Below are 24332 nucleotides of genomic sequence, written 5' to 3' on the forward strand. Positions count from 1 at the left end.
CACTTTTATTCTTTCTCTTTAAGCATCTCATTAATGTCCTTCTCCATTACATGCCCTTCTACAGTAACCTCAACTTTTTTAACACCTTCCAATGATTTAACTGCTTCCTTTGCCTGAAAAGCCATTGCCATAACACTCATACAGTAAGGGTTTGTAGGAATGAGCTTAAATTTTACATTACCCTCATCATCAACCTCCACATCTCTAATTAATCCCATATCTACAATGCTTATTCCCATGTGCGGGTCTGCAACTGTTTTTAGGGCATTTAAAACATCTTCCTTTGTTACCATATCTTACACCTCAGAAGAGATTTTAAATAATTTTTTAGTATTTGCTCATTATATAAATACTTCTATTTTTACATTTTTTTTACTCATAAGTGGAAAAATCATACCACTTAAAAAATTTTAAATATTTACTCTACATATCTTGCTCTTCTTTCAACATCCTTCATTAACTCCAGTATAATCTCCCACCTATCATAAACACTTTTATAACCCTCTAAAAATCTCTCCCAGATTTCATCAAACTTTTCATGATGAGTTGATAACACAGCCTTTTTAAAGACGATTAAATCAACTGCCTTATCTTCATCAAGATTTGAAATCTTTCCTAAACCAAAATCAATGATATATAAATCTTTATCAAATATAAAGTTGGATGTAGTTAAGTCATTATGAATTACATCGTTTTTATGCAGTTTTCCAACGATTTCTCCAATTTTGTATGCAATATCTAAATTATCCTCAATAACATCCTTAGCTAACTTTCCGTTGATATAACTCATCATAATTCTCTTGTTATCTAAATCAACATCAAATATGTATGGAGCTGGGATACCAAAATCTTTAACCAATGCTAAATACCTTGCCTCTCTTGCAGTTCTACTCTTTCTTATATTTTCATCTAATCTCTCATCCCTATAGCCTTTTTTAACTCTCTCCTTAATAATTACATCAAAATCTAAATAGCTATCTCTCTTAATATCTGCCTCTGCCCCCTTACCAATTAAATGTTCTGGAATCTTTCTCTTCTTGCCTTTAATTTCTTTTATCCAATTAACTTCAACCATATCAGTCCTATAATTTGGAATTATCTTTGTTTCATCCAAACTCATCCATCTTCCATTTTTATGCATCAATAAACCAAGCCATGCAATCATAGCTCCATTGTCTCCACAAAACTCCTTAGGAGGGACGTAAAAATCAACATTCTGACCCTCACACATAGCTTTGAGCATCTCTCTCAATCTGTTATTTGCCGCTACTCCACCAACGAGCATGACCTCTCCTTTATTTGTGTGAGCTAAAGCCCTTTCTGTAATCTCAGTTAGCATTGAGAAGGCATATTCTTGTAGGGAGTAGCAGATATCTTCCAATCTCTCTCCAGCATCATAAGCTCTCATAGCCGCTGTTAGCAATCCAGAGAATGCTATATCCATGCCTTTAACAGTGTAAGGTAAATCAACAAGCTTTTTCCCTTTCCTTGCCAATTCCTCTATATAAGGCCCCCCGGGATGTGGCAAATTCACATATCTTGCAAACTGGTCTAAGCAGTTACCAACAGCTATATCTAACGTCTCTCCAAATACCCTATATTTTTTTGAGACATAAGCTATAACTTGGGTGTTTCCACCACTAACATATAGAGTTAGAGGGTCTTCTGCCTCTGTAGTTAGCTTACCAATCTCTATATGGGCAATGCAATGATTAACCCCAATTATTGGTTTTTTTAATGTTAAAGATAAAGTTCTTGCTACGGTTGCAGTTACCCTCAAACTCGGCCCTAATCCCGGCCCTTGGGAGAATGCAATTAAATCAATCTCATTTTTATCAACTACTTCAAAAGCCTCTTTTATAAGCTTAGGAAATGTTTCAGCATGATGGTCAGCAGCCTCTCTTGGATTAATACCCTGTTTTGGGGGTTTATACATGATAGTTTTATTAAATAAAACCTCTCCATCAGAGGTAACAATCCCTACCCCAGTTTTTTCTGCAGTTCCTTCTAATCCTAAGCAAATCATATTATCACTCAATTATACTATTATAATATTTAAATTGCCAAAATAGTTAAATAGTTAATGTCAATATAATAAACTAAAAAAGTTTAAAAAAGTTTTTTTATTCAAATTCAATTGTAGCTGGTGGCTTATCAGTTATATCAAACACTACTCTTGCAACATTTGGAATTTCTGATGTAATTCTTTTACTAATCCTCTTCAACAAATCAAAAGGAATCTCTGGAACGTGTGCTGTCATAGCATCCAATGATTTAACCATTCTTAAGGCGACAATCCAGTTGTATTCCCTTTCATCTCCCTTAACTCCAGTTGCTTTACAGTCCAAAACAACGGCAAAGTATTGCCATAAATCTTTATCTAAGTTGGCTTTTTTAACTTCTTCCTCAACTATTGCATTTGCCTCTCTGCAGATGTTTAGCTTTTCTTCTGTAACCTCCCCTAAAACTCTAACAGCTAATCCTGGCCCTGGGAATGGTTGTCTATAGACGATGCTATCTGGTAGCCCTAATTCTTTTGCCAACAATCTAACTTCATCTTTATAAAGCTCTCTCAATGGTTCAACAACCTCTAAAACCATTCCGTGAGGTAGGGCAACGTTATGATGGCTCTTTATCTTCCCTTGTGTTTCAATCCAATCTGGGGCTATAGTCCCTTGCACTAAAACCTCTGCCTTTATATCTTCAGCAATCTCCTCAAAGACATCAATAAATAACTTTCCAATAATCTTTCTCTTCTCCTCTGGGTCTGTAACTCCTTTTAGGGCATTTAAAAATCTATCCTTTGCATCTACAACAATTAAGTTTAATCCCAACTTGTCTCTAAAAGTTTTTTCAACTTCTTCCCTCTCTCCCTTTCTCATCAATCCAGTATCAACAAAAACAGCTGTTAATTTATCTCCAATTGCTTTGTGGGTTAAGACGGCAGCGACGGAGCTATCTACCCCTCCACTTAAGGCAATTATTGCTTTTCTGTCACTAATTTGCTGTTTTATTTCTTCTACTGCCTCATCAATAAATTTTTTTGGGTCAAACATAAAAATATCACCTTTAAATTATTCTTCCTTTTCAGCACTTTCACCGTTATTTTCATTTTCTTCTAATATAATAATGTTTTTCTTACAACTGTTTAAATGTTTAAAAGCGTTTTCTTCAAGTTTTTTGGCTAAGTTTTTGGGGACATTATCCATATTATTGGCTAAGTAACTGGCAACACAAGCAGATAACAGTAATATCGCTGCTTTTTGTTCGCTTTTAAGTCGATGAATGTGATGGGGCCTAATGTCTAACATCTCATAAATTTTAAATAATTTTTTACATTCATTGTCAGTATTTTCTAAATTATCATCCATAATTTCTTTTACAACATAAACAAAAAATTGATGAAGTTTCATTAACTGCTCTTTGTGCATGTTATCACTTTAAATATTAAGCAAAGAATAAGATTAATATTAAAATTGGCTAAGAAATATATATAGTTTTTTGCAAAACATTTTAGGATAAAAAGGTATTTATGAACGCCTTCCTTTTGGAAGGCGTTTAAACTTTCCTTAATAAATTTTATTACTTTGCAAAAAACTATAAAAACTTTGGTGGTATCATGAGAGAAATCATTAATAAACTTAATCCCATTATAATAGACAAAGCCGATAAAAAGTTTGGAGTTTCAAGAATATTAAAAAAATATGATGGAAAACCAGTTTATATAAAAGATGTAAATGGATTTGAAGTTGTTGGAAATCTTTGCAGTAGGGAAACCCTTTCAAAGATTTTTAATGTTAAAAAGGAGGATTTTATATTCTTTATGCTTGATGCAATGGAAAAGGAAAAAGAAGGAAAATTAAAGATAAACAATAAATTGAAAGAGAAATATATTGTTGAAATCCCAGAGAATATTAAAAACTGGCCAATTCCAATATACTACGAGAAGGATGCGGGAGCTTATATAACAAGTGGGGTTGTTGTTGTCTATGATAAAGATTACGGCTATAACTTATCAATTCATAGAATTTTGGTTAAAGATGATTATTTAGTTATAAGAATGGTTGAACAAAGGCATTTACACTTTTTATATAATAAAGCTCTAAAGGAAAAGGGATATTTGGATGTTGCTATAGTTATAGGAGTTCATCCAGCTGTTTTGTTGGCTGGCTCTACCTCTGCTGATATAACATTTGATGAGCTAAAATTTGCAGCTGCTTTGTTGGGAGGAGAGATAGGGGTTTTTGAGTTGGATAATGGCTTGTTAGTTCCAGAGGCAGAGTTTATCATTGAGGGTAAGATATTGCCAGAGGTTGATGATGAGGGGCCTTTTGTAGATATAACTGGAACTTATGATATTGTTAGAAAGCAGCCAATAATTAAGATTGAGAAACTTTATAGGAAGGAAAAACCTATATTCCACGCTTTATTACCGGGAGGGATTGAACATAAAACATTGATGGGAATGCCTCAAGAGCCAAGAATTTTGAAGGGAGTTAGAAATACCGTTCCGACAGTAAAAAATATTGTTTTAACTGAGGGAGGTTGTTGCTGGCTTCATGCTGTTGTTCAGATAGAGAAGAGGACAGAAGGAGATGGGAAAAATGCTATATTGGCAGCATTTGCTTCCCATCCAAGTTTGAAGCATGTGATTGTAGTTGATGATGACATAAATATATTTGATATAAATGATGTTGAGTATGCAATAGCCACAAGGGTTCAAGGAGATAAAGATATAGTTATTATTTCTGGAGCCAAAGGTTCTTCTTTAGATCCTTCGAGTGATTTAAAAAATAAACTAACAGCAAAAGTGGGGGTAGATGCAACTATGAGTTTGATTAAAGGTAGAGAGCATTTTGAGAGAGCCAAGATTCCTGATAAATGAGTTGAAGGTAAAAAGGAATGATTTAAAAAGATTTAAGTTTAATTATCAACTCTCCAAACAATTTTTCTTGAATCAACTCTGCCTTTCCATCATTAGCTAAGTATAAAGAAGGGATAAAGTATCTAACCCTATCCTCTCTTGTTTTAAACTTTTCCTGATAAACTATAATTCCCTCTTTCATCAAATCATCTAACAACTCAGCTATTATATCGGAGATATCATCCTCTTCTATAAGCTCCTCTATAATTTCTTCAACCTCATTTGTCTTTTTCTCTCTATTCTTTCTGGATTTTTTAACCTTATTTAGCTCTTTTTCAATTGTTTTAATTAATTCATCAACAGTAACTGGTTTTTTACTTTTTTTATTTTTATCTTTATCTTCTTTTTCTTTCTTTTTGCCTTTTTTAGGTTTCTCTTCTATATCATCATAATCATAATAATCATCGCAATAATCATAATCCTCTTCTTCCTCAACCTTACATTCGTCATATAAAGCTTCAGATTTCATTCTCAACAATATACCAGCAACAAGAATAACATCGGCAGATAATCGAATATCAAACTTCTTAAGCTCTTTAATCTTTTGTATATAGTAATCGGCAATTTCAGCAATATTAACATCCCAAGGATTTAGATTTTTCTTTTCAATCCCTTCTTTAATCATCCTAACCCAAAGAACAATGTCAAAGTTAGAATCAATCATTGCAATCCCCTAAATAAACTATTTCTTTATCTTTTCAACAACCCTAATCCCAAAAATCTCAGCAGTTTTGTACTGCCCATCCTCATCCTTTTCAGCAGATTTAACCATATCCCAAATTGTTAATAAAGCTATAGAGACACCAGTTAAAGCTTCCATCTCAATTCCTGTCTTATAAGTAGTTTTTACTGAGCAGATTGCCTTTATCTTATCTTCAAATACCTCAAAATCAACATTAACTGAAGTTATTGGTAGAGGATGGCACATTGGAATTAGCTCATAAGTTTTTTTAACTGCCAAGATTCCAGCTATTTGTGCAGTTGTTAAGACATTTCCCTTTTTAATTTTTTGTTCTTTTATTAATTTAATTGTTTCTGGTTTTAATTTTATGTATCCTTCAGCAACACATATTCTCTCAACATCTTCTTTTTTAGAAATATCAACCATCTTAACGCCTTTATCATCAACATGAGTTAGCATTTAATCACCACTACTTTATTAAACCAAATACTACAATTATACAATAACATTATAATCATTGCCGAATAAACTATATAGAACTTTCGCAGGAATAAAATGTTTTATTGAATATTGATGCCTAAAGGCATCCAAATACCTTTTTAAAAATATAAGTTGCGAAAGTTCTATATATAAATCATTTTTATAAATATATTCATATATGTAAGTTTAAAGTTTATTGGTGATTATCATGGATGAAAAGGCAAAATTAATGAGATGCATCATTGAAAGAATCTTAGATGAATACAACAAAGGAAAAACCTTGGATAAAAAGAGAATTGAACAGATTAAGGCAGAGTGTTTAAGAATACATAGAATTGGTATTGGGCATCCATCAAACTCTGAGATTTTGCAGTATGCAACTGAAGAGGAAAAGAAGATATTAATCCCAATATTAAGAAAGAAGCCTGTCAGGACAATCTCTGGTGTTGCTGTTGTAGCAGTGATGACATCTCCAGAAAAATGCCCTCATGGAAAATGTATCTTCTGCCCCGGAGGAGTTGGAAGTGTATTTGGAGATGTGCCACAAAGCTACACTGGAAGAGAGCCAGCCACTATGAGAGGTTTGATGTTCAACTTCGACCCATATTTACAAACAAAGGCAAGGATTGAGCAGTTGGAAAAGGTAGGGCATCCAACAAATAAAATTGAATTAATTATAATGGGAGGAACATTTCCAGCAAGAGATATAGAATATCAAGATTGGTTTATTAAGAGATGCTTAGATGCCATGAATGGCGTTGATGCAAGTAGCTTAGAGGAAGCCCAAAAGATAAATGAAACTGCAGAACATAGATGCGTAGCTCTCTGTATAGAAACAAGGCCAGATTATTGTGGAGAAAAGGAAATAAATCAGATGCTAAAGTTGGGAGCTACAAGGGTAGAGTTGGGAGTTCAAACAATATATAATGAGATTTTAGAATTCTGTAAGAGAGGGCATACAGTTGAAGACACTATAAAAGCCACCCAACTATTAAAGGATAGTGGTTTAAAGGTTTCTTATCATCTAATGCCTGGAATGCCTGGCTCAGATATGGAGATGGATAAAAAAATGTTTAAAGAAATCTTTGAAAACCCAGATTTCAAGCCGGATATGGTTAAAATCTATCCATGTTTGGTTATTGAAGGAACTGAACTCTATGAAATGTGGAAGAGAGGAGAGTATAAACCATACAGAGAGGAAGAGGCAATAGAGATAATTAGCTATGCAAAATCAATAATGCCAAAATGGGTTAGAACTTCAAGGATTCAGAGGGACATTCCAGCTACTGTGATAGTTGATGGAGTTAAGAAGAGTAATTTGGGAGAGTTGGTTTATAAATACATGGAAAAGCATGGAATTAAATGTAAGTGTATAAGATGCAGAGAAGTTGGACATGTCATGTATAAAAAAGGAATAATGCCGGATATTGAGCATATAAAACTATGCAGAGAAGAATATGAGGCAAGTGGAGGAACTGAGATATTCCTATCCTATGAAGATGTGAAAAACGATATCTTGATAGCATTTTTAAGATTGAGAGAGCCTTATAAACCATTTAGAAAAGAGATTGACGATAACACAATGTTAGTTAGGCAACTCCATGTCTGTGGGCAAGAAAAACCATTAACTAAGGATTTGAAAGAAATAACTTGGCAACATAAAGGTTATGGAAGAAAACTTTTAGAAGAGGCAGAGAGAATAGCCAAAGAAGAATTTGGAAAGAAAAAGATTTTGGTGACAAGTGGTATTGGAGTTAGAGAATATTATAGAAAGTTAGGATATGAAAGAGTTGGGGCCTATATGGGTAAATACTTAGAATAGGACTTTCGCAGTTTATATGTTAAACTTTGGAACTTAGACACCTTTAGGGTGTCATTATGCAATAAATAATTATTCCTGCGAAAGTCCTATTAGAATAATCAATCATCAAATCTTGTAATAATGAATAAGGTATTTATAAAAAGCCTTTGGCTTTTATATAAAGTTCATTAGAGAACAGATATTTATTTGATGATTGATTATAAATGCCACAATAAAAGGAAGATAGAGATTGTCATCTATTCTTATTTTCTTACTTACAAATTCAATAAATGCTGAGATTAAAGCTACGAAAATCCCATAAGTTCCATAAAATGGATATAAAATTAATGAGGCAGAGATAAAAAATGCTAAAAATCCCTCAACCGTTTTTCCAAAGTATTTTATTTTTAATTTTCCTCTAATGCCTATTATAGTAGCTAAAGAATCCCCAACAGCAAATACCAAGATGCCAAAAAATACAGCTTTTATATCATCAATTAAAATTAATGAGATTAACATACCAATAGCAAAGTATATCGCTCCTTTTCCATCCTCTTTTTCTCTTTTACAGAGATTTAATAAATCTGATACTATTGGTATGTAATATCTTTTACATAAAAAATATAGGCAGATACCAATAACTATACTAACAATTAATGGAATTATTAATTGTTTTTTAAATATTAAAACTGAAAATGCTATTAAAACTCCAAAAACTAAATGGATTGTTTGTCTATAAATCTCTCTCAAAGTTTCAACCTTTTTAGTTTATATTTAATATTGTTGTGAAAAGATATTAATATGTTTTATAACAAAAATGAATATTTGGTGATATTATGAAGAGTGTCAAAAAACTCCTCCTATTAGCTTTTGCCGTATGTTTGGCAGTGGGTTTTTCTGGATGTTTGGAGCAGCCAAAGATTGAAGTAGTTGGGCAGAAAATTCAAAAAGTAGATGCAGATAACACAAAGATAGAAATTCAAGTGTTGGTTGATAATCCAAATCCTATTGGTATTAGCATAGATAAAATTTCATTTGATATTTATGCTTTAGTTGGTGGAGATAAGATATATTTAGGACACGGAGAGCAGAGTAACATTAAAATAACCTCTGGAAATACTACTTTCACTTTGCCAGTAACAATATCTAATAAAAAACTTGTTGAAGTAGCTTTAAAAGAAAAAAGCACAAAAATCCCTATTGAGATTAAGGGAGATATAGCAGTTAATTTATTCATAACAAAAGTAAATATTCCAATAGATATTCAGCAAGAGATAGATGTTTCTGCAATAGCAAAAGAAGAGGTGTTAAATCAATTAAATAATTTAAATCCTAACCAAATACAATCAATAGCACAGTAATTTTATAACTTTTTGCAGATATTTAGATATATAATGCACTGATGAACGCCTTTAGGGCGTTCAAATATCATTTTTAATTTTTAATAATCGTAAAAAACTATAATTATTCTTTTTTCATTCTTTTTCTTCTTTTATAATTTCCACTCCATATCTAACAACATTATCTCTCATCAAATAATCCCTAAAATCACATATCTTATAGGCAGTTTCCATAATCTTTTTTGCATACAACGGCTCAACCAACGTATTTAAAAAAGCTCTTAAATCATAAGGATTTTTTATCTGATATTTATTTTCAGCATCTGTAGATATAACAACAGGCACATCAAACTTCTTAGCCAATTTTAAGTTGTTTCTAAAAAATAGCAAAGTTCTTGCCCTTTCATAGCCATCTTTATTTAAAAGAGTCTTAAAATTGAGTTCAATAGCAACTCTATGATTTGATGCCAATCTTGCCAATACATGGTCTATTCCACTATCTTTCCTTCCAAGTTCAGGAGTTGATAATATATCAACATCATGCAACTCAACTGCAGCCCTATTTATCTTTAAAACCCCTCCTTCAATCAATATAATGTGGCATTTATTTCTAAACTTTTTTACCTTATCCCTTAGTTGTTTAGAACTTTCTGTCTTTATTTTAACTCCAGAATATACCTTTAATTTATAACTCTCAGCTATTGCTTTAACCTCTTCATATCTATCTTTGCTGAATTCATCATCATACTGATAAAAAACAAATCCATTCCATTTCAGTTCTTTAAGTAATTTTATATCCTCTTCCTTTTCTATTCTGTTTATATCGATTCTCATGTTATCACAAAATTTTATTTAAATCTAACAACTTTGCTCTTATCTTTTTTATATATTCCAACTGCATCTATACTATTTTCCAATATTGCAAACGTAACATCTTTCTCATAACCAAGATTCTTTAAATTCTCTGCAGATGACGAATTTAAAATCAAAGACATCCAATCATGTTTAGTTAATTCTAAAGCAGCCTTGATAAATTCATCAAACTCTCCATTTAGATATTTAGCTATAACTCCACATCCAATAAAGTCATCTATTGCAAAGTTATTTTCTCTATGGCAGGGGACTAAGCTCACATCTTCAAAATCTTCAACCGCCTTAGCAACATACTTTGCATTAACAATTGCCCCTATAAAAATATGCTCAGCATCTAAGCTTTTTAAAACCCTCGTTCCATTTGTGGTTGTTAAAATCACCTTTTCTCCATTTTCATATCTTTCTTTTATAATATCTTTATTTGCTAAAATCTCAGTTGGGGAGTTTCCAAAATCAAATCCTTCTATCTTTCTTCCTTTTCTCTCTCCAATGTATATGGCATTTTCTTTTTTAGATGTTGATGTAGTTATATATACTTCATCTATAAATGATAGGAGTGTTGTTATTGTAGTAGATGCCCTTAAAACATCAACCACTATAGCTACATTTCCACATTTATATTCAGTAAATCTGTTACATAGAGTTATCATGCTATCAACCATTTTAATTTTTATAAATTTTTGGAATATCTGAGGTGATAAGCATCTTAGGATTAGATGGATTTTTACAACTTGTTGGAATGATAACAATAGCTATATTTGCACTGGCATTTATATCATTCATCCTAATTTTAATCATTAGCTATATATTACTAAAAAAGAATAAATTGATATTCCCAAGCTTGGCTTTATTTTTGATGGATAACCTCTATTCAATACTATTGAAGATATTCCTCCTTATAGGAACTGAAGACACATTTTATAGGGTAGGTATAGAGTTCTACAATAAATATTATGAGGATAGATTTAAAAAAGCTAAGAAGAGAGTTTTAATATTGCCCCATTGCCTCAGAGATACAAAATGCCCAGCTAAGCTAACGCCAAAGGGTGTTGAATGTATATTTTGCAATAGATGTAGAGTAGGGGAAATTATAAAAGTTGCTGAAGAAAAGGGGTATAAAGTTTATATAGTTCCTGGTTCTACGTTTTTAAAGAGAATTTTAAAGGAAGAGAAGCCAGAAGCCGTTTTCGGTGTCGCATGCAATAGGGATTTATTCTATGGGATGAACATGTTATCAAGAAAAGGTATTCCTTCACAAGGACAACCTTTATTAAGGGATGGTTGTATAAATACTTTGGTCGATGTTGATGAACTAATTACAAGATTAAAATCATTATAATAATAAGAGGGTGAAAATAAATGTTATCAAAAATTAAAGATTCAATAAACTCATTGAGAGGAATTACAGAGAAAAAATTGGAAAAGAAGGATGGAACTAAATACATCATGTTCGGAGGTAAAGGAGGAGTTGGAAAAACAACAATGAGTGCTGCAACAGGAGTTTATTTGGCTGAAAAAGGACTGAAAGTTGTTATCGTCTCAACAGACCCAGCTCACTCTTTGAGAGATATCTTTGAGCAAGAGTTTGGACATGAGCCAACAAAGGTTAAGGGCTATGACAACCTATATGTTGTAGAGATAGACCCACAGAAGGCTATGGAAGAGTATAAAGAAAAATTAAAAGCTCAAATTGAAGAAAACCCATTCTTAGGAGAGATGTTAGAAGACCAATTAGAGATGGCCGCTCTCTCCCCAGGAACTGATGAAAGTGCTGCATTTGATGTTTTCCTCAAATATATGGATAGCAATGAGTTTGATGTAGTTATATTTGACACCGCTCCAACTGGACACACTTTAAGGTTTTTAGGAATGCCAGAGGTTATGGACAAGTATATGACAAAGCTTATAAAGTTGAGGAAGCAGATGAGCGGATTTATGAAGATGATGAAAAAGCTTTTACCATTTGGAGGTAAAGATGAAGATATCGATTACGATAAGATGTTGGAAGAATTAGAGAAGATGAAGGAGAGAATAGTTAGAGCAAGAAACATCTTATCAGACCCAGAGAGAACTGCATTTAGATTAGTGGTTATTCCAGAGGAGATGAGTATCTTAGAGAGTGAGAGGGCAATGAAAGCTCTTCAAAAGTATGGTATTCCAATCGATGCAGTTATTGTAAATCAACTCATTCCAGAGGATGTTCAGTGTGATTTCTGTAGAGCAAGAAGAGAGTTGCAGTTGAAGAGATTAGAGATGATTAAAGAGAAATTTGGAGACAAGGTTATTGCCTATGTCCCTCTCTTAAGAACTGAGGCAAAGGGTATTGAAACATTAAAACAGATAGCAAAAATATTGTATGGTGAAGAGGAGAAAGAAGAACAAAAAATAGAGCAAAAGGTTGGCCAATAAATTATTTTTAATTTTTAATTTTTCTTTTTAACTGAGGGTATAATGACAATAACTCAAATGATAAGTGAGATTTTAATGCACAATACTGTATATAATTATATTCTGTCTCTAATCTCAATTATTTTATTTATTGTTATTGGGAAATATGCAAATGCACTTATCGAAAGACTTGCAGATAAATTGCATAAAAAGAGCGGTATAGAATTGGATGAACTTCTAATTAGGGCTTTATCTCTACCTGTAGCAATAGCAATAATATTATCTGGATTTTACTTTGGAGTAAATTTTCTGTATCTTCTCCCCTCATTAAAAACAGCAGTAAATGAAGGGATTTTAACTGCCTTTATATTGTGTGTTGTTGTATTTTTTGACAGATTTCTTAATGAACTTGTAGAAAGGTATTTAGCCCTAACAATATCAAAAAAGACAAAAAAAGATGTTGATGACCAAATTGTTGTTTTAACCAAAAAGCTCGTTAGATTAGTTGTGTGGGTTGTTGGATTGTTGTTAATTTTGAGCAATCTTGGGTATGATATAAAAACTTTACTTGCTGGTTTGGGTATTGGTGGTTTAGCTGTGGCTTTAGCGTCTCAAAATCTTGTTTCTAATTTAATCGCTGGTTTGATAATTTTAACTGATAAACCATTTAAGATTGGAAATTGGATAACTTTCAGTGGTGGTAGTGGAATTGTTGAAGATATTGGAATAAGAAGCACAAAGATAAGGGCAACAGACAACTCAATAATCGTAGTTCCAAACTCAAAACTTATAGATGAAATTATTCAAAATGTTCCATCTAAAAATAAGTGGAAGGTTTCAACAACTATAGGAGTAACTTATAATACACCAGTTGAAAAAATAAGGAAGGCAGAGGAAATTATAAAAAATATCCTCTTAGAACATCCAAATGTAGAGGATGAACCAATAACAGTTTATTTTAAGGAATTTGGAGATTGGAGTCTAAATATCCAAGTAGTTTATTATATTAAAAACAGCAGATATAATGGTTATCAAAAGTATATTAGCACGATAAATGAAGTTAATTTGAAAATAAAAGAGGAATTTGATAGAAAAGGAATTGAATTTGCATTCCCAACTTATACATTATATTTAAAAAGAGACGATTAAAGATTTTCAGTAGCTATTGCTACAGTAACCCCATTTCTCTTAAACTTTTTTAATATCAATTTTATGCTATCAAAATCTTTATTTGTTAATTTTTTGACAGCTAATATTGATGCTGGCTCAGAAACTCCATAAACTCCTAAGTGCTTATATACAAACTCTGACTTTTCCAAATCTATTTTTTCATAAATTTCATTAATTTCTTCTCTTTTAAAAATAATTAGGGGTTTTTTAAATTTATTTACTGTTTCTAAAATTCCTCTTTCATGCTTTTTGTCTTCTATTGTGGCAAAGGCATCCACTCTCCAAACTGGAATATTTCTCAAAAATAAAGCTTTTTTTACCGCCCAATATACTTTATATCTTTCAATGCCTTTTCTCGCTCCTAAGCCAACAGCTATTTTTAAAGGTTTTAATCTTATGGAGTCATCAACCACAACCTCATACTTATCATGATAGCTAATTTTATAGCCATTCAAATTTCTTAATTTCCAATACTTTGGAAGGGTTAAGCTAACATCTTCCTCCAAAATCTTCTTATTTATATCTAAAATATGTTTTCTCTTAGGAGTTTCTAAAAATAGCATCTTGGAGAGTTCATCAATGCCAACTTTACCATTGACATCTGTTGCAGTTGTAAAAATAACTCTACCATTGATATTGTTAGCTATTAATTTGGAAAAATAATTTCCTCCACCTAAATGGTTTGATAGTATAGGGATGAGCTCTTTATTTTCATTGCAAATAATAACAAAAGGGTCTTTAAATTTATCATTTTTAATCTCATCCAAAAATTTTCTCAAAACTATTCCAGTTGCCATTATAAATATAAAGCCCCCCTCATTTCTCTCTATCTTAAAATCTTTTATAGGCTCTACTTTATTATCATAGTGGTAATAATCTAAAACATCTTTAATTTCTTCAGCTATTTTTTTTCCTCTCTTTGTAATATATACAATTTTAATCATCATGAATCACACAAAAGTTTTTATTTAAGTTAATTAATAATATTATTTTATGAGGTGGATATTTATGGGATTAGAGCATATAATTTTATTGATATTAATAATTATAGTGGGGATTTTATTCTTTAAATTAACCTTTAAAATATTAAGATACTTAGCAATAAATACAATTGTTGGTTTGATTTTGGTAGGAATTTTAAATTTCCTTGGAATTACACATATACACTTGAATTTAATAAACTTATTGATAATAGCAGTCGGAGGGATTATAGGAGTATTTATCTTAATTTTGCTTTCAATTTTATAACTTAAAAAATTTTCCTTAAAAAAGACGTAATAGGATACTTAAGCCTTCATTGAAGACTTATAAGCTTGACAAGCCCAGTAATCTAAAACGTCTCTTATTGATTTTAAATTCTTTTCCTTTCTTTTTTTAATCCTTGCCATGTTTCTTAATATTTTTAATGTCCTTTCAATTTCATCCTCACTCATTAAGGTGGCGTCCATTAATAAGCTTATAGCTTTCCTATCTATGTCGTCCATAATACCACCTGTTAATACTAAAATTTAGATTAGTATTATGATATATAAGACTTTCGGTTAAGAGTATGAAGATAACACTTTCTTTTTAATTAAAAGTTATTTTACTAATATTAAAAATTTTTGTAGTATTATAGACTCAAATATTTAGAGTCATAAATATAATGTAAAAATAAAAAAGAAAAAATTAGATTTATTGGATACCCATAGCTTTATTTGTCTTTTCAATTGATTTGAAGTTATCTTCTTCCATCTGAAGCATTGCCCTAATACAATCAATATTTTCAGGAATAACTATACTTTCTTGATGAACCGCCTGCATTAAGAATATTTCATTTTCTAAAACATTAATGCTTTCTTCCCAGACAACAAGCTCGTTTATGTCATATCTTAACCTGCCTAAATCTCTTCCATATTCAATTATTTTAGCTGTTGAACTAAATCCATCTTCAGCTCTAACAGTTATAATTCTTGGAGTTTTTTTGATAGCTTCTAAAATATCATCTCTGCTAACATCTCCATCAACTTCAACCATTAAAGTGTGCATATGCATTAATGTTGTTGGAACGATAACAGCTGAAGTTAAAATCTTTCCCTCAAACTCTGGGACAACTGAAACAACATCAGGGCCATGATGGGAAGGAACTGTAACTGGGTTTGGTGTTATAGCATTTACTGGCCCTGTTTTGTCGTCATTTGGGTCTGCCGCTCTTCTAACTAACACGATTCTTGCCTTCTTTATATCTGCAATTGAATTTATAGCATATAATATCCTACACAAACCTGTTGTGTTACATGAAACAACTCTTACATAATCTTTTCCATAGCATCTGTTGTAGCTCCACAAAGCGTTGAAGTTATCTTCAACATCTTTTGCTTTTTCTCCCCCTTGCAATATAGCTTTAACTTTGTGAGGTTTGTAGATATTTTCTAAGTTTTGCTTTCCAATCTTCTTAGGAGCTCCATCAACAACTATGTCAGCATCTTCTATAATGTCCAATATAGTCCCCTCAACTGGAATTCCTGCATCTTCAAATAATTTAACCCTCTCATTATCTGGAATTGCTACAAACAACTTGTAGCCCTTCTCAACGGCTAATCTTGCCTCAAAATCTGGCTTTGTCTTTGTAACTCCTATAACTTCCATATCATCCTGCATTGAAACTGCATCGGCTACTCTCTTCCCAATTGAACCATATCCATTTATCAATACTTTTGCTGGCATAGATTCACCATTTGAAATTTTTGTAGGATTAATAATAATTACTTTGGCAATATATATTTTTATAATTTGTTTATTTTAATAATAAAATGTGGGATTATGGAAAAGGAGGTTATAAGCAGTAGGGAGTTTATTGATAGATTTGTTGAATGTTTGGAGAAGGGAGAGGATTTTAAGTTAAAGGATTGTGTTGTTGAGGGGAATGTTGATATTTTGAATATTTATGAAATGATTAAGGATAAAGAACTAAAAGGAGGTTATATTGAAAAAAAAGATGATGAAATTGTTGTGAATATAAATATAAAAGTTGATATTTATAATGTTGAATTTAATGGTGATTTTAGATTTTTTGTAAATATGGAATATCAAATTGTGATATCCGTTTTTAATGGAAATGCTTATTTTAGAGTCATAACTTTTAAAGGAAGTGTTTATTTTATAAGAACAATTTTTAATGGAGATGTTGATTTTATAGACACAATTTTTGAAGAAAATGCTTATTTTAGTGTCACCGCTTTTAAAGGGAATATTATTAATTTTAGTGGCACAATTTTTAATAAAGAATCTCATTTTAAAAGTACAACTTTTGAAGGAAATACTTATTTTAGTGTCACAACTTTTAATATAGCAGAATTTTATAATTCAACATTTAAATCTCATGTATATTTTGATGATATATCATTTAATTTGTTGTCTTTTACTGATTGTAGATTTAGAGATGATGTATCATTTAAAAAAATAGATAAAGAAAATTTTAAAGGTTTAGCAATATTCCTTAAAACTCAATTTCTAAACAAACACACAACGATAGAAAACTTCCAATTATCAAAAACATCATTTTTAAAAACAGATGTTAGAGAAGTGCTATTATGTGATGTTAAAAAAGAAGAAATTTTAAGTCATAAAATTTTAAGAATAAAAGAAGATAGTGGTAATAAAGATAAAGATTTAGAAAATAAACTAAAAGAATTATTAGGTTTGAGTTATAAGTATATTATAGACCAATTCAATTATAAATCAGTCCTTGCAGAATACAGAAATCTAAGAATATCCATTGAGAATAACAGAACCTACATTGAAGCATCCAACCTATACAAAATGGAAATGGAATTAATAAAAGAGTTTTCCAATGGCAGATTTGAAAAATTCATCATTGGGGCTTATGGAGCAATATCTGACTATGGAGAATCAATGGAAAAAACAGGTAAATGGATATTAGGCAGTATGATATTATTTACAATTTTAGCATCAATTTTAAGATTTAAAGGAATGGAATGGGATATTTTTAAAATAATAGAATTTTGGTGGATTTCATTTTGGGAAGTTATAAGGTTATTTTTACAGATAGGAACGGAAGATAAATCATTATGGATATTAGAGCCAATTATAAGGGTTACATCTCTAATTTTATTGGGTAATCTCTATATAGCTGTTAGAAGAAAATTAAGTAGAAAATAAATTAATCATACTCTCTCCATGTATGACCGCATTTCTTACACTTATAGAATCTTGTTTCTGGTTCATCAGCACATCTTGTTTGTTGTAGCCACCAGTAAGCTTCATTATGCCCACATTTTGGACATTCGATTCTTGTTGTTGGTAATGTCTCTAATCCCTCACTTTCAATAACAGTAATTTTTTCTTTCTTGTTCTCTAAGTGTTCCTTGTATTCATACTCCTTACTTCCTTCAGCTGTTGTTTCTTCTTCATAACCACAGACAGCACATTTTAACTTTCCATCCTTTGGTAGCATTAGGTTGTTACATTTTGGACAAAACTTAACCATTTTTCCACCTCATGTAATCTTTAATTATTTTTTCATGGTCAAAAGCTAATTTAGGCAAATTATTTAAATCAAAGAATTCAGCCTCTTTTGCATCATCTCCTGCTTTCAACTCTCCACCTATAACATCCAATATAAAGACGATTGAGATAACGTGCCCTCTCGGGTCTCTATCTGGAGATGAATAAACTCCCAATAAGCTTTTTACCTTTGGTATTAAACCAGTTTCTTCTTTAATCTCTCTAACAACTGCCTCTTCAACAGTTTCTCCACATTCTACAAAACCTCCTGGAAGGGCAAAACAACCTTTAAATGGATTATTTTTTCTTTTTATTAGCAGGATTTTATTATCTTTCTCAATAATTCCATCAACTGCAACCGCTGGATGAAGATATAGCCTATATTTTTTTAAATCTCTCTTTTTTATGATTTTTTTAGAGTATCTCTTTCCAAACAAATTTAGGGCAAATATTTTTCCGCTTATACAGAAACATTTTTTAGCCATGCTCTCACTTATATATATAAAAACTTCATTAAAAATATAGGGAGAGATATTTAAAATTTGTGGTGCTTATGAAGGATGAAGTAGAGGTTATAGGTTTTGATGACGCTCCTTTTAATAAGGCAGATAAAGTGTGTATCTTAATAGGCACGTATATGAGGGGGAATAGAATAATAGACGGCATTTATTTTAGAAAATTTAAGAAGGATGGAATGGATGTTACAGAGAAGATAATAGATATTGTTAAAGAAAAGCATTATAAAAAAATAAAAGTAATTTTTTTAGCTGGAATAACTTTTGGAGGATTTAATATAGCTGATTTATGGGAAATTAATAAAGAGACTGAAAAACCAGTTATTGTCGTTATTGATAAGTATCCAAACAAGGAGAAGATATTCTTAGCCCTTAAAAAATACTTTGATGATGCTGATGAAAGGATAAAGCTTATAAACAGCTTTCCAGAGCCAGAGAAAATGGAAAATATTTATGTTCAGTATGTTGGAGCTGACAAAGAATTTGTTAAAAATGTTATTAAAAAAACGAAGCTTAAAAGTAAAATTCCAGAGTGTTTGAGAATATCTCATTTAATTGGTAGGGGTTTTTTGGGATTAAGATAGAAATACATATTGTTAAAATCAGACTCCTGAAAATGAAGATTTGAAAAAGATATTTATATATTAAAATATAAGTTCTATATAGTAGTATGTTCAAAAATTAAAAATTTTAGTGATTATTATGAAACCACGAAATAAAAGAAATAAAAAATTTAAAAAACCAGAATGGTTAATTGAAGTTGAAGATAAAATTGAAAAAATGGCTGATGAGGAATTTGATAAATTATTTGAGGAAATCTATGAAAAGTTAAATAGAGGAGGATTAAGAGAGGTTTTAAATGTGCATAAAACTGATAAAAGTAAATATAAAAAATACAAAAAACCAAAATGGTTGATTGAGGCAGAAAAAGAATTAGAAAAGGCTATTGAAACGGGGGAATATTTTAAATGGTTGAAAGAGCAAGGAGAAAAATATAGAAAACAAAAAAAAGAAATAAAGAAAAATAATTTTTAGTGGTGATTATGAAAAAACATGTAAAAAGGATTGTTAAAAAATACTTAGGAAGTAAAAAAGCTGAGTCAGAGGAGGAAGATATTCTACCAGATTGGATTGTAAAAGTTAAAAACGAAATTGAAAATATAACTTATGAAGAATATGTTAAGGATGTAGATAAATTTTTTAATGAGGTGAAAAAGAAAGGTATTGAAAAAGTGTTATTTGATGATATAAAATGAAAGAAAATATATTAAAACAAAAATGGGCGAAAATTATGAAAAAACACAAATACAAAAAACCAAAGTGGTTAATTAAGGCAGAACAAAAAGCAGAAAAAATGACATTAGAAGAGGAAAAAGAATGGATTGAAAAGGCAATAAGAGTATATAAAGACAAAGGAATTGATGGATTATTTGAAATCTAATAAAAAGAGTAAATGTTGATGATATTAGGTTCTACACAAACAATCACTATGAAATTTAGAATTCCTTACTATGTTGATAAAGAAAAATTCAAAAAAAGAAGTTAAAAAGTATGTTAAATACAAACTTTTAGCTGAAGAACTTTATAAACTATTTATAATTTAACAAAATTATTTAAACAATAAACATACGTCCTCCTATTAAATCTCTCTTTTATTAAACCGCAGAATATCAATTTATGCAATTCATTGTAAAACTCTTTTGGTGAAATGCCTCTTTCCTTAGCAATCTCTAAAAATCTTCTCTTTCCAGTAATTGTCCCATATTCTTTCAAAATGTCAATTAACTTGCTTTCAACCTTAACATCTAACTCTTTTAAGATTTTATTTATCCTGTCCTTTACATTGTTCTCTCTAAGCTCTTTAATTTTTTCTTTTGGTGCATAGATTGAAATATTCCATAATCTCATCTCAGAGGGCTTTAAGCTCTGAGCTAATGGAGAAACTTCATCCAATCTTTTAACGCCTTCATCTGAGATTATATAAACGTTATGCTCTTCCATTTTAGGAATTGGATAGATATCGATAAATATATCCCATCCGAATTCCTCATAAAACCTACTTTCTAATGATAATATTTGTTTTTCATCTAAATTGACAAAAATCCATTTTTCTATTGGATTTAAATCAAAGTAACTATAGGTGATGAGATTTTTATAGAGATTTCTCCTGTCTATTCTCTCCATCAAATAGTTTTCAGAAATCCTCAAAAATGAAACAAGTGCAATATCATCCATGTTAGCTAAATCTTTTATATCCAAATTTTTTTCTTGTATTTCTTTTATTACTGCCCTCTTTATCATAGTGTCCGCTATTCTAACTGTTGGATGCATATAAACAGCTGAATACATCTGATGCCTCGCAACTAATAGCGATTCAATTGCTTGAATTCCCTTCTTTAATATCCCTATCTTAACTTTTCCAAAACTCTCAAAGGTTGTTATACTCCTCAGAATTCTTGGTAAATCAATCATCCCATAAGCTGTTCCTGTGTGGTAGCTATCCCTCAATAAATAATCCATTCTATCAGCATCAACATCTCCAGAAATTATCTTACCCTCTAAATTTTTCCTATTTAAGGTTTTAATTATTTCGCTCTTTGAAAAGTTATCTAAATTCATATGTTTGATTTTCTTTCTGCCAAAAACTTCATGACTGTAGCCACAAATTTCCAATGTGTGAGAGAATGGAGGATGTCCAATATCATGCAATAAAGCGGAGACTCTTGTAAGCTCAACATCTGCATTAATCTTCTCTGCTATTTTTGAGGCAATAAACATAGTTCCTAAGGAATGTTCAAACCTTGTATGATTTGCTGATGGATAAACTAAGTATGTTAAACCAGTCTGTTTTATATTTCTCAATCTCTGAAATTCTTCGCTATCAATAATCTCCAGCTCTTTTTCATCTAAATATATATCTTTGTGGATAGAGTCTCTAATAACCTTCATTCTCTCCCAGAGCTTTTGATTTTATCTTTTTTTTGAGATTTTCAATCATATTACATTCTTAATTTATTTTAGAGACATGAATATTTGAAAATAAAGATTATATAAAACAGTATTTATACTTTATGGAAAAATCTTTATGAGGAAATATGATGCCTTTAGGAATAAATACCTCCATAGAATATATATAAACTGCGAAAATTCTATATTAAAAAAAGAAAATTGACATTAAAATTTATGCCATTTTTGAAAATAAAACTAAAATAAAAATTAAAGTTTAATTTAACCTATTCTTTTTGTTTTTATCTTTTTTCTGCTTTTTCTTCTTTTCCATCTGCTCCATAATCCACCTATAAATAACCCCCTTATATCCAACCATTTTAAATCCTTCTAAAGCCTTTTCCCAATTTTCTTCCTCCCTATATAGGCAGATAGCTTTTTGAATCTTCTTTTCTCTATAAGTGTAAGGAACATAAACTTTTTCATTAGTTATTGGATTTATGCCAGTGTGATACATTGTTGTTGATAGTGTCATAGGTGTTGGTGTAAAAACCTGAACTTGCCTTGAATAGCAGTTATTTTTATGGATAAATTCTGCCAACTCAATCATCTCTTTAATAGAACAGTTTGGATGGGCAATAAGCCAATATGGCAAAACTTCTTTAATTCCTCCAACTTTTTCAGCTATCTCTCTATATTTCTCTAAAAATTTTTTAAATAACCTTCCATCAGGTTTTTGAATAGCCTTACAAACTTTTTTAGAGATGTGTTCAGGAGCTACCTTCAATCTTCCAGAGACATGGTATTTGGAGAGTTCTTTTATATAATCCTCTCCATATTCCTCATCATACATTATTAAATCGTATCTAACCCCACTTCTAACATAAACTCTAACATCATCTCCAACGATATCTCTAATCTTCCTATAGAGCTTAATTAGTGGTTTATGATTTATGATTAAATTCTCACACGGCTCTGGATATAGGCAATTTTTTGGACATCTATCTGCTAAACCTTTTTTACATCCCATTCTATACATATTTGCTGTTGGAGCTCCAATATCTTGAATAACGCCTTTAAAATCTTCATGATTCAATAATTTTCTAATTTCTTTTAAGATGCTTCTTTCACTCCTATTTTGAATAACCTTACCTTGATGATGTAGTATTGAGCAGAAAGAACAGCCACCAAAACAACCTCTATGTGTTACAACTGAAAATTGAACTGGAACAATTCCTGGGACATAAGAATAGGAGGGATGAGCTCTTCTCTCAAAAGGCATCTCATATATTTCATCCATTTCCTTTTCAGTTAAATAAATTGGTGGAAATTGAACTAAATATTGATTTCCAACTTTTTGATAAATAACTTTATCCATTGTCATTAATTTTCTATGCATTTCAGCGTATTTTTCTTTGCTATTTACAACTTCTTCATGAGAAGGTAGTTCTTTTGTCTCATATCTCTCCTTTATATCCCCTATCTTTCTTTCATTAACTCTAACTACAGTTCCATTTATTTCTAAGTCTTTTATGTTCTCTCCACTTTCTAATGCCTTAGTTATTGCTAAAATACTCTTTTCCCCCATCCCATACATTAAAATATCTGCCTTTGAATCAATTAAAACACTCTTCCTAACTTTATTATCCCAATAGTCATAATGGGAAAATCTTCTTAAAGAAGCTTCAATCCCTCCCAGAGCTATAGGAACTCCCTTGAAAGCCCTTTTTATTAAATTAGTATAAACAATTGTAGCCCTATCTGGTCTCTTTCTTATCCCTTCATTAGACATTGAGTCAAAATCCCTCAACCTCTTTTGTGGTGTATAGTGAGCTAACATACTATCTAAATTCCCAGCAGTTACTGCAAAAAAGTAATTTGGCTTTCCTAATCTCTTTATATCATCTAAATTTTTCCAATCTGGTTGTGCAATAATCCCAACTCTATAACCATGCTCTACCAAATACCTTCCAACAACAGAAGCTCCAAATAGATAGTGGTCTATGTAGGCATCTCCAGTAACAATAATAATATCCAATTCTTCCCATCCCCATTCATCCATCTCTTCTTTAGTAGTTGGCAAAAACATAAAATATCACTTCAAATACTTATTAAAAATTTAGACGCTAAATAGTAAATAACTACACTAATTAAAATTGATATTCCTAAGTTATTCCATTTTTTGTATGAAACTATTGCAAATATTAGTGAGATTGTGCTAATTAAAACATTACTAAAGATAATTGGAAATTTTATAAAAGATGTGATAAATAATGCGGAGATTACTGAAGTTGAAGAGTATATTAGTATCTCATTTATCTCTTTAACCTTTTCGTCGATATTCTTTATTTTGCTATGTAAATGTATTGGGATGTATCTTATTAAATAAGTCCCAACAGCCACAAAAATAATTGCTAAAATATTTTTATCCATTATTTCACCGATTTAATTTTTAATATTATAATTGGTGACAATATTCCAGCAAACAAAATTCCTAATGAAGGATATCCAAAATATTGAAAAATTAATGCTATAAATCCTCCAATAATTGCAGATAACTTCCCAAAACCTTTTAGATTTGGAATAAGCAATAATAAGAATAGGACTGTAAGTGAAAATGTTAATGAGGAAAATAAAGTTTTATCTAATATCAACTCCCCACAAAAACATCCTATTGCAGTCCCAAAAATCCATGATAAATATGAAC

Annotated in this window: 30 protein-coding genes; 12 read left to right on the top strand and 18 right to left on the bottom strand. The window is 30.8% G+C overall.

Annotated features, from left to right (window positions below; genetic code table 11):
• Window positions 1-5: 5 nt before the first annotated feature.
• The 4 genes from MJ_RS06030 to MJ_RS06045 all read right to left on the bottom strand — a co-directional run bounded on the left by MJ_RS06030 (window position 6) and on the right by MJ_RS06045 (window position 3431).
• Window positions 6-293, bottom strand: coding sequence for a metal-sulfur cluster assembly factor (locus MJ_RS06030; RefSeq protein ID WP_010870640.1), 288 nt, complete (start codon window positions 291-293; stop codon window positions 6-8).
• A gap of 125 nt (window positions 294-418) precedes the next feature.
• Window positions 419-2026 (bottom strand): bifunctional N(6)-L-threonylcarbamoyladenine synthase/serine/threonine protein kinase, encoded by a 1608-nt coding sequence (locus MJ_RS06035; RefSeq protein ID WP_010870641.1) that lies wholly within the window; start codon window positions 2024-2026, stop codon window positions 419-421.
• A gap of 97 nt (window positions 2027-2123) precedes the next feature.
• Window positions 2124-3056 (bottom strand): glutamine-hydrolyzing GMP synthase, encoded by a 933-nt coding sequence (gene guaA, locus MJ_RS06040; protein WP_010870642.1) that lies wholly within the window; start codon window positions 3054-3056, stop codon window positions 2124-2126.
• Between the two features lie 18 nt (window positions 3057-3074).
• Entirely contained in the window at window positions 3075-3431 is a 357-nt protein-coding gene (locus tag MJ_RS06045) for a UPF0058 family protein (protein WP_010870643.1), read from the bottom strand.
• 188 nt (window positions 3432-3619) lie between these two features.
• Here MJ_RS06045 and MJ_RS06050 point away from each other — a divergent pair, with 188 nt between their 5' ends.
• On the top strand, window positions 3620-4885 hold the full coding sequence (locus MJ_RS06050; protein WP_010870644.1) for a UbiD family decarboxylase: 1266 nt from the start codon (window positions 3620-3622) through the stop codon (window positions 4883-4885).
• 22 nt (window positions 4886-4907) lie between these two features.
• On the opposite strand, the gene MJ_RS06055 is transcribed toward MJ_RS06050, so the two are convergent.
• The gene (locus MJ_RS06055) at window positions 4908-5588 is read right to left on the bottom strand and encodes a segregation and condensation protein A (protein ID WP_010870645.1); all 681 of its coding nucleotides are present in this window, start codon (window positions 5586-5588) and stop codon (window positions 4908-4910) included.
• An 18-nt stretch (window positions 5589-5606) separates the two neighbouring features.
• Complete coding sequence (gene moaC, locus MJ_RS06060) at window positions 5607-6065, bottom strand: cyclic pyranopterin monophosphate synthase MoaC (protein WP_010870646.1); 459 nt, start codon at window positions 6063-6065, stop codon at window positions 5607-5609.
• Between the two features lie 229 nt (window positions 6066-6294).
• On the opposite strand from moaC, the gene MJ_RS06065 reads away from it, so the two are divergent.
• Complete coding sequence (locus MJ_RS06065) at window positions 6295-7908, top strand: tRNA uridine(34) 5-carboxymethylaminomethyl modification radical SAM/GNAT enzyme Elp3 (protein WP_064496733.1); 1614 nt, start codon at window positions 6295-6297, stop codon at window positions 7906-7908.
• Between the two features lie 153 nt (window positions 7909-8061).
• Here MJ_RS06065 and MJ_RS06070 read toward each other — a convergent pair whose 3' ends face one another.
• The gene (locus MJ_RS06070) at window positions 8062-8637 is read right to left on the bottom strand and encodes a diacylglycerol/polyprenol kinase family protein (RefSeq protein WP_010870648.1); all 576 of its coding nucleotides are present in this window, start codon (window positions 8635-8637) and stop codon (window positions 8062-8064) included.
• An 86-nt stretch (window positions 8638-8723) separates the two neighbouring features.
• Between MJ_RS06070 and MJ_RS06075 the strand changes: the two genes are divergently transcribed.
• Window positions 8724-9248, top strand: coding sequence for an LEA type 2 family protein (locus MJ_RS06075; RefSeq protein ID WP_010870649.1), 525 nt, complete (start codon window positions 8724-8726; stop codon window positions 9246-9248).
• A 114-nt stretch (window positions 9249-9362) separates the two neighbouring features.
• Here MJ_RS06075 and rnp3 read toward each other — a convergent pair whose 3' ends face one another.
• The gene (rnp3, locus tag MJ_RS06080) at window positions 9363-10061 is read right to left on the bottom strand and encodes a ribonuclease P protein component 3 (protein ID WP_010870650.1); all 699 of its coding nucleotides are present in this window, start codon (window positions 10059-10061) and stop codon (window positions 9363-9365) included.
• Window positions 10062-10075: 14 nt separating this feature from the next.
• A complete protein-coding gene (gene comB, locus MJ_RS06085) occupies window positions 10076-10750 on the bottom strand; it encodes a 2-phosphosulfolactate phosphatase (protein WP_064496734.1) in 675 nt (224 codons plus the stop codon).
• 44 nt (window positions 10751-10794) lie between these two features.
• Between comB and MJ_RS06090 the strand changes: the two genes are divergently transcribed.
• Genes MJ_RS06090 through MJ_RS06100 form a run of 3 tightly spaced genes read left to right on the top strand, consistent with a single transcriptional unit; the run spans window position 10795 to window position 13637 of the window.
• Window positions 10795-11439: a DUF116 domain-containing protein gene (locus tag MJ_RS06090; protein ID WP_010870652.1), complete on the top strand. Its 645-nt coding sequence runs from the start codon at window positions 10795-10797 to the stop codon at window positions 11437-11439.
• Between the two features lie 20 nt (window positions 11440-11459).
• Window positions 11460-12509 (top strand): TRC40/GET3/ArsA family transport-energizing ATPase, encoded by a 1050-nt coding sequence (locus MJ_RS06095; protein WP_010870653.1) that lies wholly within the window; start codon window positions 11460-11462, stop codon window positions 12507-12509.
• A gap of 42 nt (window positions 12510-12551) precedes the next feature.
• Window positions 12552-13637 (top strand): large-conductance mechanosensitive channel MscMJLR, encoded by a 1086-nt coding sequence (locus tag MJ_RS06100; protein ID WP_010870654.1) that lies wholly within the window; start codon window positions 12552-12554, stop codon window positions 13635-13637.
• Here the strand turns inward: MJ_RS06100 and MJ_RS06105 are convergent.
• A complete protein-coding gene (locus MJ_RS06105; protein WP_064496735.1) occupies window positions 13634-14602 on the bottom strand; it encodes a cobalt-precorrin 5A hydrolase in 969 nt (322 codons plus the stop codon). The two genes, MJ_RS06100 and MJ_RS06105, sit on opposite strands and share 4 nt — an antisense overlap.
• 64 nt (window positions 14603-14666) lie before the next feature.
• On the opposite strand from MJ_RS06105, the gene MJ_RS06110 reads away from it, so the two are divergent.
• Window positions 14667-14906, top strand: a complete 240-nt coding sequence (locus tag MJ_RS06110; protein ID WP_064496736.1) for a pro-sigmaK processing inhibitor BofA family protein — start codon at window positions 14667-14669, stop codon at window positions 14904-14906.
• Window positions 14907-14944: 38 nt separating this feature from the next.
• Here MJ_RS06110 and MJ_RS06115 read toward each other — a convergent pair whose 3' ends face one another.
• Window positions 14945-15142, bottom strand: coding sequence for a hypothetical protein (locus MJ_RS06115; protein WP_010870656.1), 198 nt, complete (start codon window positions 15140-15142; stop codon window positions 14945-14947).
• Between the two features lie 190 nt (window positions 15143-15332).
• Complete coding sequence (locus tag MJ_RS06120) at window positions 15333-16364, bottom strand: type II glyceraldehyde-3-phosphate dehydrogenase (RefSeq protein WP_010870657.1); 1032 nt, start codon at window positions 16362-16364, stop codon at window positions 15333-15335.
• Window positions 16365-16460: 96 nt separating this feature from the next.
• Between MJ_RS06120 and MJ_RS06125 the strand changes: the two genes are divergently transcribed.
• The gene (locus MJ_RS06125; protein WP_244409379.1) at window positions 16461-17819 is read left to right on the top strand and encodes a pentapeptide repeat-containing protein; all 1359 of its coding nucleotides are present in this window, start codon (window positions 16461-16463) and stop codon (window positions 17817-17819) included.
• 1 nt (window position 17820) lies between these two features.
• Here the strand turns inward: MJ_RS06125 and MJ_RS06130 are convergent, their stop codons facing one another.
• Together MJ_RS06130 and nudF are read right to left on the bottom strand one after the other, a co-directional pair.
• On the bottom strand, window positions 17821-18147 hold the full coding sequence (locus MJ_RS06130) for a transcription factor S (RefSeq protein WP_010870659.1): 327 nt from the start codon (window positions 18145-18147) through the stop codon (window positions 17821-17823).
• Entirely contained in the window at window positions 18140-18649 is a 510-nt protein-coding gene (nudF, locus tag MJ_RS06135; RefSeq protein ID WP_010870660.1) for an ADP-ribose pyrophosphatase, read from the bottom strand. Before nudF ends, MJ_RS06130 begins: the two co-directional genes overlap by 8 nt.
• 68 nt (window positions 18650-18717) lie before the next feature.
• On the opposite strand from nudF, the gene MJ_RS06140 reads away from it, so the two are divergent.
• From MJ_RS06140 to MJ_RS06155, 4 genes are all read left to right on the top strand, one after another.
• Window positions 18718-19263: an endonuclease dU gene (locus tag MJ_RS06140; protein WP_064496737.1), complete on the top strand. Its 546-nt coding sequence runs from the start codon at window positions 18718-18720 to the stop codon at window positions 19261-19263.
• Window positions 19264-19381: 118 nt separating this feature from the next.
• Window positions 19382-19714: a hypothetical protein gene (locus tag MJ_RS06145; protein WP_064496738.1), complete on the top strand. Its 333-nt coding sequence runs from the start codon at window positions 19382-19384 to the stop codon at window positions 19712-19714.
• Between the two features lie 8 nt (window positions 19715-19722).
• Window positions 19723-19935, top strand: coding sequence for a hypothetical protein (locus MJ_RS06150; RefSeq protein WP_244409381.1), 213 nt, complete (start codon window positions 19723-19725; stop codon window positions 19933-19935).
• Between the two features lie 35 nt (window positions 19936-19970).
• Complete coding sequence (locus MJ_RS06155; RefSeq protein ID WP_162484756.1) at window positions 19971-20120, top strand: hypothetical protein; 150 nt, start codon at window positions 19971-19973, stop codon at window positions 20118-20120.
• Between the two features lie 152 nt (window positions 20121-20272).
• On the opposite strand, the gene MJ_RS06160 is transcribed toward MJ_RS06155, so the two are convergent.
• The 4 genes from MJ_RS06160 to MJ_RS06175 all read right to left on the bottom strand — a co-directional run bounded on the left by MJ_RS06160 (window position 20273) and on the right by MJ_RS06175 (window position 24279).
• Window positions 20273-21628, bottom strand: coding sequence for an HD domain-containing protein (locus MJ_RS06160; protein ID WP_010870665.1), 1356 nt, complete (start codon window positions 21626-21628; stop codon window positions 20273-20275).
• A 274-nt stretch (window positions 21629-21902) separates the two neighbouring features.
• Window positions 21903-23714 carry a YgiQ family radical SAM protein gene (locus MJ_RS06165; protein ID WP_010870666.1) on the bottom strand — a complete coding sequence of 604 codons (1812 nt, stop codon included), beginning with the start codon at window positions 23712-23714 and terminating at the stop codon, window positions 21903-21905.
• Window positions 23715-23725: 11 nt separating this feature from the next.
• Complete coding sequence (locus MJ_RS06170; RefSeq protein ID WP_010870667.1) at window positions 23726-24058, bottom strand: AzlD domain-containing protein; 333 nt, start codon at window positions 24056-24058, stop codon at window positions 23726-23728.
• Window positions 24058-24279: a hypothetical protein gene (locus MJ_RS06175; RefSeq protein ID WP_010870668.1), complete on the bottom strand. Its 222-nt coding sequence runs from the start codon at window positions 24277-24279 to the stop codon at window positions 24058-24060. The genes MJ_RS06170 and MJ_RS06175 overlap by 1 nt, the downstream gene beginning before the upstream one ends.
• Window positions 24280-24332 lie beyond the last annotated feature (53 nt).

The organism is Methanocaldococcus jannaschii DSM 2661, assembly GCF_000091665.1.
Classification (GTDB): Archaea; AGJL01; Methanococci; order Methanococcales; family Methanocaldococcaceae; genus Methanocaldococcus; species Methanocaldococcus jannaschii.

Bases quoted from the DNA above. Each gene is read 5' to 3' on its own strand.
- MJ_RS06030 (WP_010870640.1), bottom strand. From the start codon at position 293: ATGGTAACAAAGGAAGATGTTTTAAATGCCCTAAAAACAGTTGCAGAC.
- MJ_RS06035 (WP_010870641.1), bottom strand. From the start codon at position 2,026: ATGATTTGCTTAGGATTAGAAGGAACTGCAGAAAAAACTGGGGTAGGG.
- guaA (WP_010870642.1), bottom strand. From the start codon at position 3,056: ATGTTTGACCCAAAAAAATTTATTGATGAGGCAGTAGAAGAAATAAAA.
- MJ_RS06045 (WP_010870643.1), bottom strand. From the start codon at position 3,431: ATGCACAAAGAGCAGTTAATGAAACTTCATCAATTTTTTGTTTATGTT.
- MJ_RS06050 (WP_010870644.1), top strand. From the start codon at position 3,620: ATGAGAGAAATCATTAATAAACTTAATCCCATTATAATAGACAAAGCC.
- MJ_RS06055 (WP_010870645.1), bottom strand. From the start codon at position 5,588: ATGATTGATTCTAACTTTGACATTGTTCTTTGGGTTAGGATGATTAAA.
- moaC (WP_010870646.1), bottom strand. From the start codon at position 6,065: ATGCTAACTCATGTTGATGATAAAGGCGTTAAGATGGTTGATATTTCT.
- MJ_RS06065 (WP_064496733.1), top strand. From the start codon at position 6,295: ATGGATGAAAAGGCAAAATTAATGAGATGCATCATTGAAAGAATCTTA.
- MJ_RS06075 (WP_010870649.1), top strand. From the start codon at position 8,724: ATGAAGAGTGTCAAAAAACTCCTCCTATTAGCTTTTGCCGTATGTTTG.
- rnp3 (WP_010870650.1), bottom strand. From the start codon at position 10,061: ATGAGAATCGATATAAACAGAATAGAAAAGGAAGAGGATATAAAATTA.
- comB (WP_064496734.1), bottom strand. From the start codon at position 10,750: ATGATAACTCTATGTAACAGATTTACTGAATATAAATGTGGAAATGTA.
- MJ_RS06095 (WP_010870653.1), top strand. From the start codon at position 11,460: ATGTTATCAAAAATTAAAGATTCAATAAACTCATTGAGAGGAATTACA.
- MJ_RS06100 (WP_010870654.1), top strand. From the start codon at position 12,552: ATGACAATAACTCAAATGATAAGTGAGATTTTAATGCACAATACTGTA.
- MJ_RS06105 (WP_064496735.1), bottom strand. From the start codon at position 14,602: ATGATTAAAATTGTATATATTACAAAGAGAGGAAAAAAAATAGCTGAA.
- MJ_RS06110 (WP_064496736.1), top strand. From the start codon at position 14,667: ATGGGATTAGAGCATATAATTTTATTGATATTAATAATTATAGTGGGG.
- MJ_RS06115 (WP_010870656.1), bottom strand. From the start codon at position 15,142: ATGGACGACATAGATAGGAAAGCTATAAGCTTATTAATGGACGCCACC.
- MJ_RS06120 (WP_010870657.1), bottom strand. From the start codon at position 16,364: ATGCCAGCAAAAGTATTGATAAATGGATATGGTTCAATTGGGAAGAGA.
- MJ_RS06125 (WP_244409379.1), top strand. From the start codon at position 16,461: ATGGAAAAGGAGGTTATAAGCAGTAGGGAGTTTATTGATAGATTTGTT.
- MJ_RS06130 (WP_010870659.1), bottom strand. From the start codon at position 18,147: ATGGTTAAGTTTTGTCCAAAATGTAACAACCTAATGCTACCAAAGGAT.
- nudF (WP_010870660.1), bottom strand. From the start codon at position 18,649: ATGGCTAAAAAATGTTTCTGTATAAGCGGAAAAATATTTGCCCTAAAT.
- MJ_RS06140 (WP_064496737.1), top strand. From the start codon at position 18,718: ATGAAGGATGAAGTAGAGGTTATAGGTTTTGATGACGCTCCTTTTAAT.
- MJ_RS06145 (WP_064496738.1), top strand. From the start codon at position 19,382: ATGAAACCACGAAATAAAAGAAATAAAAAATTTAAAAAACCAGAATGG.
- MJ_RS06150 (WP_244409381.1), top strand. From the start codon at position 19,723: ATGAAAAAACATGTAAAAAGGATTGTTAAAAAATACTTAGGAAGTAAA.
- MJ_RS06155 (WP_162484756.1), top strand. From the start codon at position 19,971: ATGAAAAAACACAAATACAAAAAACCAAAGTGGTTAATTAAGGCAGAA.
- MJ_RS06160 (WP_010870665.1), bottom strand. From the start codon at position 21,628: ATGAAGGTTATTAGAGACTCTATCCACAAAGATATATATTTAGATGAA.
- MJ_RS06165 (WP_010870666.1), bottom strand. From the start codon at position 23,714: ATGTTTTTGCCAACTACTAAAGAAGAGATGGATGAATGGGGATGGGAA.
- MJ_RS06170 (WP_010870667.1), bottom strand. From the start codon at position 24,058: ATGGATAAAAATATTTTAGCAATTATTTTTGTGGCTGTTGGGACTTAT.